This is a genomic window from Schinkia azotoformans (assembly GCF_035811335.1).
GTDB lineage: Bacteria > Bacillota > Bacilli > Bacillales > Bacillaceae_J > Schinkia > Schinkia azotoformans.
In genome coordinates this window covers 41,212-56,358 of the sequence record NZ_JARSMD010000010.1, presented here as the reverse complement: position 1 = coordinate 56,358, position 15,147 = coordinate 41,212, and the positions used below count along the sequence as shown (strand labels likewise).

The 15,147-nt window shown below is 39.0% G+C and carries 17 protein-coding genes and 1 other annotated feature; of the genes, 13 read left to right on the top strand and 4 right to left on the bottom strand.

Going from position 1 to position 15,147, the window contains the following annotated elements:
* Positions 1–17 precede the first annotated feature (17 nt).
* From P9E47_RS05480 to P9E47_RS05445, 8 genes are all read left to right on the top strand, one after another.
* The gene (locus P9E47_RS05480; protein WP_326162781.1) at positions 18–1,208 is read left to right on the top strand and encodes a MalY/PatB family protein; all 1,191 of its coding nucleotides are present in this window, start codon (positions 18–20) and stop codon (positions 1,206–1,208) included.
* A 122-nt stretch (positions 1,209–1,330) separates the two neighbouring features.
* Positions 1,331–1,573, top strand: a binding site (T-box leader).
* Positions 1,574–1,628: 55 nt separating this feature from the next.
* Entirely contained in the window at positions 1,629–2,813 is a 1,185-nt protein-coding gene (gene trpB / locus P9E47_RS05475; protein ID WP_326162779.1) for a tryptophan synthase subunit beta, read from the top strand.
* Positions 2,806–3,576 (top strand): tryptophan synthase subunit alpha, encoded by a 771-nt coding sequence (gene trpA / locus P9E47_RS05470; RefSeq protein WP_326162778.1) that lies wholly within the window; start codon positions 2,806–2,808, stop codon positions 3,574–3,576. Before trpB ends, trpA begins: the two co-directional genes overlap by 8 nt.
* Positions 3,577–3,736: 160 nt before the next feature.
* Positions 3,737–4,768 (top strand): anthranilate phosphoribosyltransferase, encoded by a 1,032-nt coding sequence (trpD, locus tag P9E47_RS05465; protein ID WP_326162775.1) that lies wholly within the window; start codon positions 3,737–3,739, stop codon positions 4,766–4,768.
* A gap of 1 nt (position 4,769) precedes the next feature.
* Positions 4,770–5,465, top strand: a complete 696-nt coding sequence (locus P9E47_RS05460) for an indole-3-glycerol-phosphate synthase (RefSeq protein WP_326162773.1) — start codon at positions 4,770–4,772, stop codon at positions 5,463–5,465.
* 6 nt (positions 5,466–5,471) lie between these two features.
* The gene (locus P9E47_RS05455) at positions 5,472–6,149 is read left to right on the top strand and encodes a phosphoribosylanthranilate isomerase (protein WP_326162771.1); all 678 of its coding nucleotides are present in this window, start codon (positions 5,472–5,474) and stop codon (positions 6,147–6,149) included.
* A gap of 174 nt (positions 6,150–6,323) precedes the next feature.
* Complete coding sequence (locus P9E47_RS05450; RefSeq protein WP_235786722.1) at positions 6,324–6,461, top strand: hypothetical protein; 138 nt, start codon at positions 6,324–6,326, stop codon at positions 6,459–6,461.
* A gap of 69 nt (positions 6,462–6,530) precedes the next feature.
* Positions 6,531–6,668: a hypothetical protein gene (locus P9E47_RS05445; RefSeq protein ID WP_157382112.1), complete on the top strand. Its 138-nt coding sequence runs from the start codon at positions 6,531–6,533 to the stop codon at positions 6,666–6,668.
* 42 nt (positions 6,669–6,710) lie between these two features.
* On the opposite strand, the gene qoxD is transcribed toward P9E47_RS05445, so the two are convergent.
* From qoxD to qoxA, 4 genes are read right to left on the bottom strand one after another with little or no spacing between them, the layout of a single operon-like run.
* Positions 6,711–7,004 carry a cytochrome aa3 quinol oxidase subunit IV gene (gene qoxD / locus P9E47_RS05440; RefSeq protein ID WP_003331328.1) on the bottom strand — a complete coding sequence of 98 codons (294 nt, stop codon included), beginning with the start codon at positions 7,002–7,004 and terminating at the stop codon, positions 6,711–6,713.
* Positions 7,005–7,006: 2 nt separating this feature from the next.
* The gene (qoxC, locus tag P9E47_RS05435) at positions 7,007–7,603 is read right to left on the bottom strand and encodes a cytochrome aa3 quinol oxidase subunit III (protein WP_326162769.1); all 597 of its coding nucleotides are present in this window, start codon (positions 7,601–7,603) and stop codon (positions 7,007–7,009) included.
* Complete coding sequence (gene qoxB / locus P9E47_RS05430) at positions 7,603–9,552, bottom strand: cytochrome aa3 quinol oxidase subunit I (RefSeq protein ID WP_003331326.1); 1,950 nt, start codon at positions 9,550–9,552, stop codon at positions 7,603–7,605. The genes qoxC and qoxB overlap by 1 nt, the downstream gene beginning before the upstream one ends.
* Positions 9,553–9,554: 2 nt before the next feature.
* Entirely contained in the window at positions 9,555–10,469 is a 915-nt protein-coding gene (gene qoxA, locus P9E47_RS05425; protein ID WP_326162767.1) for a cytochrome aa3 quinol oxidase subunit II, read from the bottom strand.
* Positions 10,470–10,841: 372 nt separating this feature from the next.
* Between qoxA and P9E47_RS05420 the strand changes: the two genes are divergently transcribed.
* From P9E47_RS05420 to P9E47_RS05400, 5 genes are all read left to right on the top strand, one after another.
* A complete protein-coding gene (locus P9E47_RS05420; protein WP_326162764.1) occupies positions 10,842–11,285 on the top strand; it encodes a DinB family protein in 444 nt (147 codons plus the stop codon).
* Between the two features lie 8 nt (positions 11,286–11,293).
* Entirely contained in the window at positions 11,294–11,749 is a 456-nt protein-coding gene (locus tag P9E47_RS05415; RefSeq protein ID WP_003331323.1) for a YaiI/YqxD family protein, read from the top strand.
* A 170-nt stretch (positions 11,750–11,919) separates the two neighbouring features.
* Positions 11,920–12,537 (top strand): DUF47 domain-containing protein, encoded by a 618-nt coding sequence (locus tag P9E47_RS05410; protein WP_003331322.1) that lies wholly within the window; start codon positions 11,920–11,922, stop codon positions 12,535–12,537.
* Between the two features lie 13 nt (positions 12,538–12,550).
* Positions 12,551–13,549, top strand: coding sequence for an inorganic phosphate transporter (locus tag P9E47_RS05405; protein WP_003331321.1), 999 nt, complete (start codon positions 12,551–12,553; stop codon positions 13,547–13,549).
* 425 nt (positions 13,550–13,974) lie between these two features.
* A complete protein-coding gene (locus tag P9E47_RS05400; RefSeq protein WP_326162763.1) occupies positions 13,975–15,123 on the top strand; it encodes an iron-containing alcohol dehydrogenase in 1,149 nt (382 codons plus the stop codon).
* The last annotated feature ends 24 nt before the right edge of the window (positions 15,124–15,147 follow it).

Sequence of the window (15,147 nt, the reverse complement as noted above, 5' to 3'; positions counted from 1 at the left end):
AGGGGAGAATGATAAGTATGAAATATAATTTTGATGAAATTGTCAATCGGCGAAATACATATTCGATGAAATGGGATGGCGGCGAGTTTATTAAAAAAATGGGTCTTACAAGCAGATATGATGAAGAGACATTGCCGTTATTTACGGCTGATATGGATTTGCCGGTACCTCAGCCTCTAATTGAGGCATTGCATAAAACGGTTGATCATCGAATATTTGGCTATTCCGTTTTTCCAAATGAATATTACGAAGCGATTCAGCATTGGTTTAAAAAAAGACATAATTGGGATATCAAAACGGAGGAAATTATTTATAGTCCAGGAACCGTTCATGCAGTAAATATCGCTGTCAGAGCCTTTACTGAACCGGGTGATGGAATTATTATTCAACGGCCAGTATATCCACCATTTACCCGTGCGATTGAAAGCAATGGTAGAAACGTTAGAAATAACGCTTTAATCTGTGACGAGAATGGCCATTATTCCATTGATTTTGCAGATTTTGAAGCGAAAGCAAAAGAAGAAAATACAAAATTATTCATTTTATGTAACCCTCATAATCCAACTGGCAGAGTTTTCGGTGCGGAGGAGCTTCAAAAATTATCCGATATTTGTTCGGAAAATGGGGTTATCATCATTGCGGATGAAATCCATGGGGATTTAGTAAGAATGAATCAAACTTTTTTGCCTATCGCGAAGGTAGCCGAGAGCACTGATCATATTATTACTTTTACAGCGATCAACAAAACATTTAATGTAGCAGGATTGCATTGTACAAATGTTATCATTTCAAACTCAAATCTTCGTACAAAATTTATAAAGGAATTGGGAATGCATTTAGCTTCGCCATTCACAATCTCAGCTTTAATTGCCGTTTATAACGAGGGTGAAGGGTGGTTGGAGCAACTGAAAGAATATATAGATGGGACAATGGAATGGGTTGTGAATTTCTTGGCGGAAAGAATGCCGAAAGTGAAGACCCGAATCCCTGAAGGGACCTATCTCATGTGGTTGGATTTTAGCGGATATGGCATTTCACCTGAAGAGGTTCATGACCGTATTTATAACAAAGCCAATGTAATCCTTGAAGATGGGAGTATGTTTGGAGAGGAAGGACTAGTGTATCAACGCATTTGTCTCCCATCACCAAGACCAATCATCAAAGAAGCATTTGAAAGAATCGCAAAAGAATTTGAGGATCTAAAGTAATTTGTGAGCCATGGGGTCGGGTGCTGCGGTCCAAACGAGCCACAGAACCCGACCCTGCGTCCCGGTTCCAAAAGAAAGTGGTAGACAACAGTCGAACCAAGTGTTAAAATATTCTTAATATTATTAAACCTGTGAACAAGAGTAGTAGGAATAATGACGTGTACTTAGAGAGCCGCCGGTTGGTGAAAAGGTGGTTGCAAGGAATATTCTGAATGGACTTGTGAGGGAAGCCTGAAATCACCTGAAAGTAGGCGTTTACGGAACCCGACCGTTACAATGGGATGTATATGATTGTATACAGTAGGAGTGGACGTTTATCGTCAAATTGGGTGGTACCGCAGAAGTTAAGAGCTTTTGTCCCTTTATTTATTAAGGGATGAAGGCTTTTTTTATTTTTTTTTTAAGGAGAGCGAGTTAAAAATGACAAAAGGAAGATTTGGAATTCACGGAGGACAGTATATTCCGGAAACATTGATGAATGCTGTGATTGAACTTGAAAAAGCATACAATCACTATAAAAATGATCCTGAATTTACCGAGGAACTTACTAACTTGCTAAATAAATACGCAGGGCGTCCGTCGCTATTATATTTTGCTGAAAAAATGACAAATGATCTTGGTGGGGCCAAAATTTATCTAAAAAGAGAAGACTTAAATCATACCGGTTCTCATAAAATCAACAATGTACTTGGTCAGGTTCTGTTTGCAAAACGAATGGGGAAAACACGTGTGATCGCTGAAACTGGTGCAGGTCAGCACGGTGTTGCCACGGCAACTGCAGCCGCCCTTATGGGACTAGAATGTGAGATTTTCATGGGGAAGGAGGACACGGACCGCCAGGCCCTTAACGTTTATCGGATGGAGCTTCTTGGTGCTAAAGTTCACGCTGTTACAAGCGGGACACAAACACTAAAGGATGCTGTCAATGAAACGATGCGGGAATGGACAAACCGTGTTCATGATACTCACTATGTACTTGGTTCTGTGATGGGGCCGCACCCATTCCCAACAATCGTCCGTGATTTCCAAGCTGTGATCAGCCGTGAAATTAAACAGCAAATACAGGAAACAGAAGGACGACTGCCTGACGCGGTACTTGCTTGTGTTGGCGGAGGTAGCAATGCGATCGGAACATTCTATGAATTTATTGATGATTCAAGTGTCCGTCTAATCGGTTGTGAAGCTGCAGGCCATGGTGTTCATACGGCAAAAACAGCAGCAACCATTGCAACTGGTACTCTAGGAATTTTTCACGGTATGAAGTCTTACTTCTGTCAAGATGAATACGGTCAAATTGCTCCGGTTCATTCTATTTCAGCGGGGCTTGATTATCCAGGAATTGGCCCTGAGCATGCTAACTTGCATGATATGGGAAGAGCAGAATACGTACCGGTTACAGATGATGAGGCTGTTGAGGCGTTTGAATATCTTTCACGTACCGAAGGCATTATTCCGGCAATTGAAAGTGCCCATGCTGTTGCTTACGCGAAAAAATTAGCTCCGTCAATGAGCCCAGATCAGATTATGGTGATCTGTTTATCAGGAAGAGGAGATAAAGACGTTGCTGCTATAGCACGTTATAAAGGAGTGCAGATTTATGAATAAGCTACAAGAGGTTTTTTTTAACGGTAAAGCATTTATTCCGTTTATTACAGCAGGTGATCCAACAATGGAGATCACAGAGCAATTGGTGCTTGAAATGGCGAAGGCTGGTGCTGATTTAATTGAGCTTGGTATCCCTTTTTCAGATCCAATAGCTGAAGGTCCTGTTATCCAGGAAGCAGATATCCGTGCACTTTCAGCAGGGGCTACAACGGATAAAATCTTCGCAATGATGAAACGTATTCGAGAAGTCTCAACGGTACCGATCGCATTTATGACATATGTGAATCCAATATTCACGTATGGTGCAGAAAAGTTTATGAAAAATTGCCAAGAGGCTGAGGTCTGTGCTGTAATTGTGCCAGATTTACCATTCGAAGAAAAAGAAGAGCTTCTTCCTTATTGTTCACAGTATGGGGTTACATTAATTTCAATGATTGCTCCAACCTCCAACGACCGAATCCGGATGATCGCTTCCGAGGCAGAGGGCTTCATTTATTGCGTCTCATCAATGGGAGTTACCGGTGTACGTAAGGAAATTGGCAATGAAGTTGAGAATATGATCAAGATTGTTAAAGAGGTTAAGGACATTCCTTGTGCGATCGGTTTTGGAATTTCTACTCCTGAACAAGCTGAAAAAATGGCGAAGTTTTCTGATGGAGTTATTGTCGGAAGTGCGATTGTGAGAATCGTAGCACAACATGGCACGGATTGCGTACCACATGTTGTTGATTATGTCCGTGAAATGAAAAAAGCAATTAGTTAATGTGGAAAAATAAAATGGGCGGGCGGGACGCGGAAATTTTGTGCCACAGTTCCCGACCCCGTGTCCCGGTTCATGGGCGGGACGTAGAACCCGACCCTGTGACCCATTAAGTAGAGCAGAGGGTTTAAAAAACCAAATATGAGATGAGGAGAGACCTGAGATGATAAAAAACGTGTTGCAAAAATTAACGGAAAGAAAAGATCTAACGGCGGAGGAAGCTTATAGTTTAATAGTTGCGATCAAAAATGATGAGTTAAGTGATGTTCAAATTGCCGGGTTCCAGGTTGCATTGTTAATGAAAGGACCTACTTTAACAGAAATTTCAGCTATTGCTCAAGCAATGCGGGACAATTGTATTCCGATAAGACCTAATGTTAATGAAGAGTTCATGGATACATGCGGCACCGGTGGTGGACTAAGCACATTTAATATTTCCACTTCTGTTGCCTTTGTTGCGGCAGCAGCGGGCATCCCAGTAGCGAAGCACGGCAGCCGTTCAATTTCAAGTCTATCGGGTAGTGCAGATGTATTGGAAGCCTTGAATGTCGAGATTAATTTAAGTACGAAAGCAGTTGAAAAGCTTATTGAGGATGTAGGTATATCCTTCCTATATGCACCACTTTATCACCCGGTAATGGGTAAAGTTTTGCCCCCGGAAAAGGATCTTGGCATAAAGACGATCTTCTATACAATCATTGGTCCGCTAATTAATCCTGCCAAGGCTACGAAGCATGTTCTTGGAGTGTACCGTCCGGAGTTATTGGATACAGTGTCCCAAGTGGCTCTCTCACTAGGGTATAAACGTGCCTTATTTGTTCACGGACTAGATGGTCTAGATGAGATTTCGCTTTTAGGGAAAACAAGAATTCAAGAATTAAATAATGGCAAAATAACAACCTATGAAATCACTCCAGAGGATTTTGGAATGTCACGTTGTACTCTTGAAGAAATTGCAACAGGTACACCGGAAGAAAATGCAAACATGATCAGAAATGTATTCTCTGGAAAAGATAAAGGACCACGTCGACAGGCTGTTGTCTTGAATGCGGCAGGAGCATTAATGATCGGTGATAAAGCAGATTCTTTTGTAGAAGGAATTAAACTTGCAAATGAACTGATTGATAGTGGAGCAGCTCAGCAAAAACTAAATGACCTTATTACTGCCTCTAATGATTATAAAGTGAGGATGTAAAATGACTAAATGTACTACGCCTCTTTGGCAAAAATATAATTCTGGGATCATCCCTGTTATCCCTGATATAAAATGTAAATCACCTGGAGAAGGAGATTTATTGGCTGGAAGAAATCCGGTTGCATATGCCAAAAGCTTAGCAGAAGCCGGGGCTCCGGTAATCTCTGTTGTCACGGAATCAGAGCATTATGGCGGTTCTGTAGAGCTACTGCGACAAATTGCTGAAGCCGTACCTGTACCTATTTTGCGTAAGGATTTTATTAAAACACGCGAGCAGCTCGAGGAAACTGCCCAATCTGGTGCAAGCGGGGTATTATTGATTTCATCCATTTTAGAAAAAGATCAGCTTCGTAAACTTATAGATGAAGCCATTTCCCTCGGTTTAGAGCCTTTAGTAGAGACCCATAATGAAGAGGAGATTAATGACGTTAAAGAATTTCAACTGTCATTTTTGGGGATCAATAATCGTAATATACTAGAGTGGGAAATGGATAACGGTACTGTAAATACAACTGAGAAATTAGCGCAATCTGTATCTCAAAATGCCTTAGTATTGAGTGAAAGTTCCATCATGTCTGCAGAAGATGTAGTACGTGCTATTGCGGCCGGTGCTCATGCTGTACTGGTTGGGACAGCGATCCTCAAGGCAAAGGACCCTATAGCCATGTATAATGAGCTAAGTGTTTCTAGGGGGTAAAGCGCTATGAATACGAGGGTTAAATTTTGCGGTTTAATGAATCAAGAGGATGTAAACTTATGTGTAAAAGCGGGAGTCCACATGATTGGCTTTGTTGTAGAATATCCAATTCCTGTTCCTTGGAACTTGACAACAGATGAGGCAAGAGAGCTTATTAAACAAGTTCCACCTTTTGTTAGCACATGTGTAGTGACAGGTGGGTCAGTCGAAAAGGTTTTAAATATAGTTAATAAAACTTGTCCAAACGTTGTTCAACTTCATTATAAAGAAAAGCTCGATGAAATAACGAAAATAGCCAAACAGTTACAATCAAAAGGGATTAAGACAATCAAGGCTTTGCGAATCGATGGGAATGGCAACTGTGATTTTGAAATAAAGGACCCAGTCGAGGCGACAAGAGAGCTTTGTAAAACGAGCATCTCCGCCATTTTAGTAGATTCCTATACAGAATCAATGCCCGGTGGAACCGGTGTGATGGTCAACTTGTCCGCGTTTCAAACCATACAAAAAGAAAATTCGTTGCCGGTCATTTTAGCTGGCGGTCTTAATCCAACGAATATTGTATCACTTATTCGTGGAGTGCATCCTTTTGCGGTTGATGTCTTAACTGGTGTCGAAGAAAGGCCCGGTCGGAAGGATCCGCAGAAAATCTCACTATTTATGGGAAGCTGCCAATTGGTATAATGAGGGACACAGAACCCGACCCTGTGTCCCAAAGAAAGTGAGGGGATTTTTATCGCAGCTGGAAGAAAAAAAGTATTCGACACTGTCAACTTCGTTAGCATCACTATTCTTTTAATTGGAATTATTTTATTAATTAGCGGGTATATTGCAAGCGGTTACAGTGAGTTAGCTGCTATGGGGATTGGAACTATTATTGGAGCTATTTTTATTTTTATTATCGGAATGTTTTTTATTGCAACAGAAGAAATGCTCGAAAAAAGATATAAGGGTGACAGGGTTACGGATAATAAACCATTGAGGCGAATTAAATAAAAACCACGCTTAAAAAAAACTAAATGGAATAAAATAAGCAAAGACCCACTAAAAGAAGGAGCTGCTAAAATGGATAAGCATGATTCTGAAAAACTAGGTAACGTAATAAACAATAGTTGTGAAGAAATCAAAAATGATACCGTGCTCGAAAATCAAACAAGACGAATTGAGTATATCAATATTTACTGGGACGAGTGGAATATGTAGAAAAAAACGGAGCGTCAACAAAAAGCGCTCCGTTTTTCTTTTTTAAATGATACCCCAAATCATACAAAGCAATGTTCCGAATACTGTAACAAGGCCAATGACAGCGGAGTAGAAAATATTCGTATAAATGGCCCCTTTGTCCTTTGATTCACCGGCATGCATGAACACGACTAGCTGCAGTCCAGCCTGTACGAATGCTGTAAGAAGCAATACTGTCATACCAGCCGTAAAGGACATATCAAGGAAATATACTAATAAAGCAACGGCTGTCAGCACTATTGAAAAGGCAAAGCCCATCACTTGCTTAGCTGGGAATAGTTCTCTTACGTTATTCATTATTACATCATTCCTTTCAAGTAGACGAAGCTGAAAATAAAGATCCAGACTACATCTAAGAAATGCCAGTATAGCGAGAAAACAAATGATTTATTGGCTGTTTCAGGTGTTAATCCGCGCTTTTTCACCTGTAGCAAAATGAATAGTCCCCAGAATAAGCCAAAGGTAACGTGTGCACCGTGCGTTCCTAAAGTTGTTAAAAGGATCGCTGTAAAGGCACTTGTTTGGATCCCTGCCCCGATATGGACATAGTGAATGAATTCATAGATTTCAACACCGAGAAAGACAAGTCCAAGAAGCAACGTAATTCCGAAGAATGCCATTACAGCCTTTTTGTAACCAAGTCTGATCGCGTGGACACCGAGCCCGATTGTAAAACTACTAGTTAATAGAACAATCGTTTCAATTAAGACAGGTGTAATTTCGAAAATTTCCGCTCCACTTGGGCCGCTGCCTACACGATCTACTAATGTAAAATAGGAAGCAAACAGCGTTGCAAAAAGCATAATTTCCGCACCAAGGAAAATCCAAAATCCCAAAATATTTAACTGATTTTGATGTGTACTATACTCAAGAGGCAGTGCATGATCGACTTTCATTAACTAACACCTCGCAATTCTTTTTCGGTTTCTTTAACCTCTTCAGCTGAAATGTAATAGCCATGATCTTCCTTAAATGAATTGTAGGCCATACATACAAAGATTCCGATCGTTGAAACAATAACTGGGATCCACAGGCTGAATATCATTGAAAAGCCCCAAACAAAGAAGATGCAGCCCATAATGAATGGAATACCAGTATTATTCGGCATATGAATCTTTTCGTATTTTTCTTCTTTAAATAATACATGACCATTTTTCTTTGCATCCCAAACAGCTTGGTAAGAGTTAACCTGTGGAATGATCGCAAAGTTATAGGCTGGTACTGGGTTATGGGTAGCCCATTCAAGGGTACGTGCATCCCATGGGTCTATACCGACATCTCTTGAAGCATAACGGTAGCTGTAATATAGGTTATAGCAAATTAACGCAAAACCGATTGCCATAATACCGGCACCAACGAATGAAACCATGTTTAATGGACCAAATCCAGTTGCTTCAGAGTACGTATAGGCACGGCGTACTTGACCATCTAAACCAGTAATATACATTGGCATAAAGGCTAATAAAAATCCGATTGATAGAAGCCATACTGTCCATTTCCCGATTTTTTCATTTAACATATAACCAAACATTTTTGGCCAATAGTAAGTTAGACCAGCAAGCATCGCAAACACAACACCAGGAATAATAACGTTATGGAAGTGTGCAACTAGGAACATTGTATTATGGTATTGATAGTCTGCTGCTGACATTGCCAACATTACTCCTGTCACCCCACCGATTGTAAATAGCGGAATGAACATAAGGGCATAAAGCATCGGAGTTGTAAACTCAATTTTTCCTTTGTAAAGGGTAAACAACCAGTTAAAGATCTTAACCCCGGTTGGAACGGCAATCGCCATTGTTGTGATTGAGAAAATACTGTTTGCCAATGGCCCCATACCCATTGTGAAAAAGTGGTGGGCCCAAACAAAGAATGAAATCAATGAGATGATTACCATAGAAGCAACCATTGATTTATAACCATATAGATTTTTCCTTGAAAAAGTTGAAATCACTTCACTAAAAATACCGAATGCCGGCAAAATTAAAATATAAACCTCAGGATGACCCCAGACCCAGAATAGGTTGGCCCAAAGCATGTCCATACCACCATTTGTCGTCGAGAAGAAATGTGTGCCGAATAGGCGATCCATCGCCCCCATTGCAAGTGCAACAGTAAATGGCGGGAATGCAAAAACGATAATAATGTTTGCTGTTAAAGCAGACCAAGTGAACATTGGGATTTTACTTAATGTCATCCCTGGTGCTCTCATTTTTAAAATGGTCGTAATGAAGTTGATACCTGTCATTAACGTTCCCAGACCTGCAATCTGAATGGCAACCATATAATAGTTGTTACCCACATTTGGAGCTAATTCAGGACCTACAAGCGGGAAATAGGCTGTCCAACCGGCGTCAGGTGAACCACCGACTACGAAGGAAATATTAAATAACATAGCGCCCATGAAAAATAACCAGAAGCTTAAGGCATTTAAGCGCGGGAATGCAACGTCCCGGGCACCAATTTGTAATGGTACAACGAAGTTCATTAGCGCCATAATAAATGGCATCGCCATAAAGATAATCATAACAACACCGTGAGTTGTAAAAATCTCATTATAATGCTGTGCGTCTAACAGTGTATTATCTGGAACGGCAAGCTGCGCACGCATCATAACTGCGTCCACGCCACCGCGGAAAAGCATAAGTATCGCTGAAAGTAAGTACATAATCCCGATCTTTTTATGGTCAACGGTTGTTAACCATTCACGCCATAAGTAACCCCATTTTTTAAAGTAGGTTAAGCCAGCAATGATGGCGACAACTGTTAGGCCGATTGCTACCATGGAAGCATAAATAGGAAGACTGGGATGTGGTACGGCAAATTGTTTAAAGAATTCCATCCTTAATTCTCCTTTCCGGTATGATGATGCTCCGTTTCATGAAGTTCACTATCTGAATCATCCATAGACTTATGACCACCATGATCATGCCCTCCATTTTCAGGAGTTGGAGGTGGTAAAAATTCAAGGTGAGTACCTGTGAATGTTAATTGTCCTAGATGACCCGGTTTTAGTAATTCATTAAATTTATCTTCTGTCAGCGGGTCTGCTGTTTCTTTGACTTCTTTTACCCATTCGTCAAATTTAGCTTGACTCATAGCTGTAACATTGAATGTATTTTCGGCAAAGCCTTCACCACTGAAGTTTGCATTTCGTCCCATAAATTCTCCCGGTGTATCGGCTGCTAGGTGTAATGTCGTAATCATGTCAGACATCGCATATTTTTGACCGCCTAGCTGTGGAATCCAAAAACTAGTGATCGGCCCATGGGAATATAGTTTAAATTCAAGGGCGCGATTCGTTGGAATATATAGATAGTTTACAGTTTCTATTCCTTCTTCAGGGTAACTAAAATGCCACTTCCAGTTGGAAGAAGATGCATAGACTACTAATGGTTTTGTATCCTCATATCCTTTTGGTGTTGCTTCGACAATATAGTTGCTTCGAACAGAAACGATGGATAGAAAGATAATGATAAGGACCGGTATTCCAACACAAAGTGTTTCGACCAGATGGCTGCCTTCAATGTGTGGCGGCACATAATCTTTATCTAGCTTTGAAGCTCGGTATTTTATTAACATGAAAACTAATATCACAAAAACAGCAATAACGATAAATAACATAATCCAAATGGATAACATAATATCATCGGCTTGTCGCTCGGCCTGTGGACCTCTAGGATCCAAAACCTTTAATGATTCACATCCTGTAAGCACTGTGGCAATAGTAAAAACGAAAAATAAAAAAAGCCTTTTCATCTTATTTACATGCTCCTTTCGCATATCTTTTGAAGCCTTCCTAATTTTTCAAAATAAAAATGTGATATAAATCACTGTTTTTATACATATTAATTTTTTAAGTTTATAAATTCTATTTGAAATCTTCATTTTTCAAAAAGTGTTCAAAAATTGATGATAAATATGTGAAATATAAAATTTAGCCTAGTAATTCCTTTATATAAATAATAAAATAAGAATTTATATAAAATAATAATTGTTAAAATAACTCTGTTATGGAAATAAAATGGTGAATCCATGTAATCTCTTAGGGTTAAATATTTTACATCATGTATAAATTTTGGATATAATTTTTATTAGCAATAAAAAAATTGTTTTGGGGAGGCAATGGATATGAGTGAGTTAATTAAAAGACAATTTGAATTTACGAGGAGAGCTATTCTTAAAGATATTGAGAATGCTTCTGAGAAAAATTTTGATGTTCAACCAGAAGGTTTTAATAACAATGTACATTGGCAGCTTGGACATGTATTGGTAGCTGCAGAGAATTTTCTTTTTGGGCCATCAGGACAGCTTCCTGAAGAATATGGCAAGCTTTTCGGCTATGGCTCAAAGCCTTCTGCATGGGAAGGGGATGTTCCATCTGTCGCAACCCTTGCTGAACAATTGAAAGAACAATTAAATCGAATTAAAGAGCTACCTGATAATCATTTTGACGAGAAATTGCCTGAACCGGTTATTGGAAACACAACATATGGAGAATTAGCAAGCTTTACAGCCTTTCATGAGGCTAACCATAGCGGACAAATTCATGCGATGGTGCGCTTATTAGGATAACTGCCAAAATGTCGACAATCTTAGTTGATGCCGACGCTTGCCCGGTTATCGACATAACGATCATGGTAGCAAAGCAATTCGATCTTCCAGTAATTCTTATTTGCGATACATCTCACTTTATGGAGCGAGCAGGAGCGGAGACAATAACGGTCTCAAAAGGCTCAGATGCAGTCGACTTTGTTTTAGTCAATCGCGTCCAACAAGGAGATATTGTAGTAACGCAGGATTATGGTTTAGCGGCCATGGTTTTAGCTAAAAGGGGCTATCCGATTGATCAAAATGGGCGGATTTATTCTTCGGAAAATATTGATCAACTCCTATTTTCGCGCCATCTAGCCAAGAAAATCCGACAAGCCGGTGGAAGAACGAAAGGACCGAAAAAGCGTCAAAAAGAAGCAGATGTTAAATTTAAAGAAAGCCTAAAAAAATTAATAGTCCAATCCAAAATAAATATCAGTGAGTAAAATAGGGCATAATTCCTTTTAGGGGAATTATGCCATTTTTTTTGATTGTAAATAAATTGGATTGTAAAGATTTTGTAAAGTTTGATGTTAATCTATTTTCACATTCGACAAATTTCGTATACAATATTTACGTTCGAGGGAAAAAAGAAACCAAAGTTGGAGGGTAAAAAATGGTTTTCAAAAAAAATGATAAATTCATGGATTTATTAATGAAAATCTCAACTAATATAAAGGAAAGTGCAAATTATTTTGCTGACTATAAGCTTAATAATACAAGTGACCTAAAGATTTTCTTTGATACAATGAAAAATTTTGAGAATAAAGGCGATGATTTTGTTCATGAAGTCATAGTTGAACTTAACAAAGCTTTTATTACTCCAATTGAACGTGAAGACATCCTAGCATTAGCAATTAGCTTAGATGATGTTCTCGACGGTTTTGAGCATTGCGCTGCATTATTTGAAATGTATTCGATGACAAATGCCGATGAATATATGCTTAAATTCGTTGATGCCCTCAGAAATGCCGCTATCGAAATTGAAAAAGCTGTCGCACTTCTTTCGAGTAAAAAGCTGCTCGATATTAGACAACATGCTATCAAGATTAAAGATTATGAATCTAAATGTGATGGGGTTTTACGCCAATCAATCAAAAATTTATTCGCAGTTGAAAAAGATCCAATCCGCATCATTCAATATAAGGAAATCTACGAATCACTTGAAACTATTGCTGATGACTGCCAAGAAGTCGCCAACACGCTTGAGACCATAATCATGAAAAATGCGTAAGGAGCCATAAAATATGGATGGAGTTTTAATTTTAACAATTTTAATTGTCATTGGTGCCTTAACGTTTGATTTTATTAATGGGTTTCATGATACGGCTAACGCAATTGCTACAGCTGTTTCAACTAAAGCATTAAAACCAAGGCATGCGATCATTTTAGCTGCAACAATGAATTTTGTTGGGGCGCTGACATTTACTGGTGTTGCCAAAACAATCACGAAGGATATCGTAGACCCATTTACATTGCATAATGGGACTGTCGTGATTTTAGCTGCCCTTATTGCTGCTATTTCATGGAACTTAATTACATGGTATTATGGAATCCCTTCAAGTTCATCACATGCAATTATTGGTTCAATTGCGGGTGCGGCGATTGCCGCTGCTGGATTCAGTTCTTTGAATTATGCTGGATTTCTTAAAATTGTACAGGCGCTAATCTTTTCACCAATCATCGCATTTGTTGTCGGATATATAATCTATAGCATTTTTAAGATTTTATTCAAAAATAATAGTTTGACGAAAACAAATCGTAATTTCCGCTTTATTCAAATCCTAACAGCGGCATTGCAATCATACACCCATGGTACAAACGATGCACAAAAGGCGATGGGGATCATTACTATGGCTCTCATTGCAAATAATTATGTTACAACGAATGATATTCCTTTTTGGGTTCAAGTATCCTGTGCTACTGCGATGGGACTTGGTACTTCGGTAGGCGGATGGAGAATTATTAAAACAGTCGGCGGCAAAATTATGAAGATACGCCCCGTTAACGGAGTAGCGGCTGACTTAACTGGTGCTGCCATTATTTTCGGAGCTACATTTATTCACTTACCAGTAAGTACGACACATGTTATTTCTTCCTCTATCCTAGGTGTAGGTTCAGCTCATCGAGTTAAAGGGGTAAAATGGGGCACTGCGCAAAGAATGATTATGACTTGGGTTATTACCCTTCCAATATCAGCTTTATTAGCTGGAATTTCCTATTATATTTTGGATTTGTTTTTTTAAAATAGTGTTAAAAAGCCTCTTCTTTAGGGTTAAAGGAGAGGCTTTTATTCTATTATAGAAAAGTAGTATGGGATGGGACCTATCCATCTGCCTAATAATAAATAATCCCCAAAGTTATCAACAGAAAAATAACCGAAATACAGTTAATCAACAGACTTATCCACGTAATCCACAAAAAACCTCTAAGTTATCCACGGTAAGTTAGTAACATGTACTGAGCAGTCATACCAAATGATAAAAATACTTATTCACAATATTCACAGCCTGAGTCAAAGAAGTGACATACAATTCTATCCCAGATTTTACATTTAACTGAAAATTCATATTTGTTAAAATTATATTTTTCTTATATTATTGTGTTAACAGGTTTTTTCCATTACATTTCTCAACTCAAATGTGATCAATTTTTATAAAGGAGTATTAGAATGGAGATAAAAAAATTTGTAACACCTGAAATAATATTTGGTATTGGTTCCATTGACCAAGTCGGTGAGAGTTGCTTGAGATTAGGAGCAAAAAAAGTGCTTATTGTTAGCGATGAAGGTGTTGTAGAAGCTGGCTGGATGGAAAAAGTAATCAACAATTGTCGTGCTGTAGGTTTAGAATATGCAACATTTTTTAATATTACAATGAATCCAAAGGATTTCGAGATTGAGTGGGGCAGGGAATTTTATTTACATAATGAATGTGATTCTGTCATTGGGATAGGTGGGGGAAGTGCATTAGATGTTGCCAAAGCAATTGCTATTCTGGCGACAAATGGCGGCCGTATTTCTGATTATGAAGGAGTAGACCAAATCAAGATTCCTTTACCACCTATGGTAATGGTTTCAACAACAGCCGGTTCAGGATCTGAAGTTTCGCAATTTTCCGTCATTGTTGACACAACAAGGCAGAAAAAAATGACAATCATTTCAAAATCATTAGTACCAGATATAGCCATAATTGACCCTAATACACTTATTACAAAAAATCATAGCTTAACTGCCTCAACAGGGCTAGATGTCCTAACCCATGGTATAGAAGCATATGTAAGTGTTGCAGCAACTCCGCTAACAGATGTTCAGGCTAAAAACGCCATTTCTTTAGTTTCGAAGTATTTGCGGCCATCTGTTGCTTCAAAAACAAATATAGAGGCAAAAAAAGCGATGGCGATGGCTAGTCTACAAGCTGGTTTGGCATTCTCTAATGCTATTCTAGGTGCCGCTCATGCGATGTCACATGCCATTGGGGGTCGCTTCCCTTTTTCACATGGAGATGTTAATGCTATTTTGTTACCCCATGTAATGGAGTTTAATTTTATTGCCACACCAAAGCGTTTTACAGATATTGCTGAATTTATGGGAATTGATGTACGTGGTATGGAGTTGTCGGAGGCTGGAAGAAAAGCTGTTGAACAAGTAAGGTTGTTATCATTGGAAATAGGTGCACCTCAGCGATTATCCGATATGGGATTGAAAGAGGAATCTATCCAGGAAATGGGCAAAATTGCACTTGAGGATGCTTGCATGATTACGAATCCCCGTGATGTAACGCTAAAGGATGTTGAGCAATTATTGAGACAAGCCCTATAAGTTCCAAGAAAATGCAGAAGGAGG

What these genes read in the sequence shown, in the direction of transcription:
- P9E47_RS05480 (WP_326162781.1), top strand. Translation starts at nt 18, where the DNA reads ATGAAATATAATTTTGATGAAATTGTCAATCGGCGAAATACATATTCG.
- trpB (WP_326162779.1), top strand. Translation starts at nt 1,629, where the DNA reads ATGACAAAAGGAAGATTTGGAATTCACGGAGGACAGTATATTCCGGAA.
- trpA (WP_326162778.1), top strand. Translation starts at nt 2,806, where the DNA reads ATGAATAAGCTACAAGAGGTTTTTTTTAACGGTAAAGCATTTATTCCG.
- trpD (WP_326162775.1), top strand. Translation starts at nt 3,737, where the DNA reads ATGATAAAAAACGTGTTGCAAAAATTAACGGAAAGAAAAGATCTAACG.
- P9E47_RS05460 (WP_326162773.1), top strand. Translation starts at nt 4,770, where the DNA reads ATGACTAAATGTACTACGCCTCTTTGGCAAAAATATAATTCTGGGATC.
- P9E47_RS05455 (WP_326162771.1), top strand. Translation starts at nt 5,472, where the DNA reads ATGAATACGAGGGTTAAATTTTGCGGTTTAATGAATCAAGAGGATGTA.
- P9E47_RS05450 (WP_235786722.1), top strand. Translation starts at nt 6,324, where the DNA reads ATGGGGATTGGAACTATTATTGGAGCTATTTTTATTTTTATTATCGGA.
- P9E47_RS05445 (WP_157382112.1), top strand. Translation starts at nt 6,531, where the DNA reads ATGGATAAGCATGATTCTGAAAAACTAGGTAACGTAATAAACAATAGT.
- qoxD (WP_003331328.1), bottom strand. Translation starts at nt 7,004, where the DNA reads ATGAATAACGTAAGAGAACTATTCCCAGCTAAGCAAGTGATGGGCTTT.
- qoxC (WP_326162769.1), bottom strand. Translation starts at nt 7,603, where the DNA reads ATGAAAGTCGATCATGCACTGCCTCTTGAGTATAGTACACATCAAAAT.
- qoxB (WP_003331326.1), bottom strand. Translation starts at nt 9,552, where the DNA reads ATGGAATTCTTTAAACAATTTGCCGTACCACATCCCAGTCTTCCTATT.
- qoxA (WP_326162767.1), bottom strand. Translation starts at nt 10,469, where the DNA reads ATGAAAAGGCTTTTTTTATTTTTCGTTTTTACTATTGCCACAGTGCTT.
- P9E47_RS05420 (WP_326162764.1), top strand. Translation starts at nt 10,842, where the DNA reads ATGAGTGAGTTAATTAAAAGACAATTTGAATTTACGAGGAGAGCTATT.
- P9E47_RS05415 (WP_003331323.1), top strand. Translation starts at nt 11,294, where the DNA reads ATGTCGACAATCTTAGTTGATGCCGACGCTTGCCCGGTTATCGACATA.
- P9E47_RS05410 (WP_003331322.1), top strand. Translation starts at nt 11,920, where the DNA reads ATGGTTTTCAAAAAAAATGATAAATTCATGGATTTATTAATGAAAATC.
- P9E47_RS05405 (WP_003331321.1), top strand. Translation starts at nt 12,551, where the DNA reads ATGGATGGAGTTTTAATTTTAACAATTTTAATTGTCATTGGTGCCTTA.
- P9E47_RS05400 (WP_326162763.1), top strand. Translation starts at nt 13,975, where the DNA reads ATGGAGATAAAAAAATTTGTAACACCTGAAATAATATTTGGTATTGGT.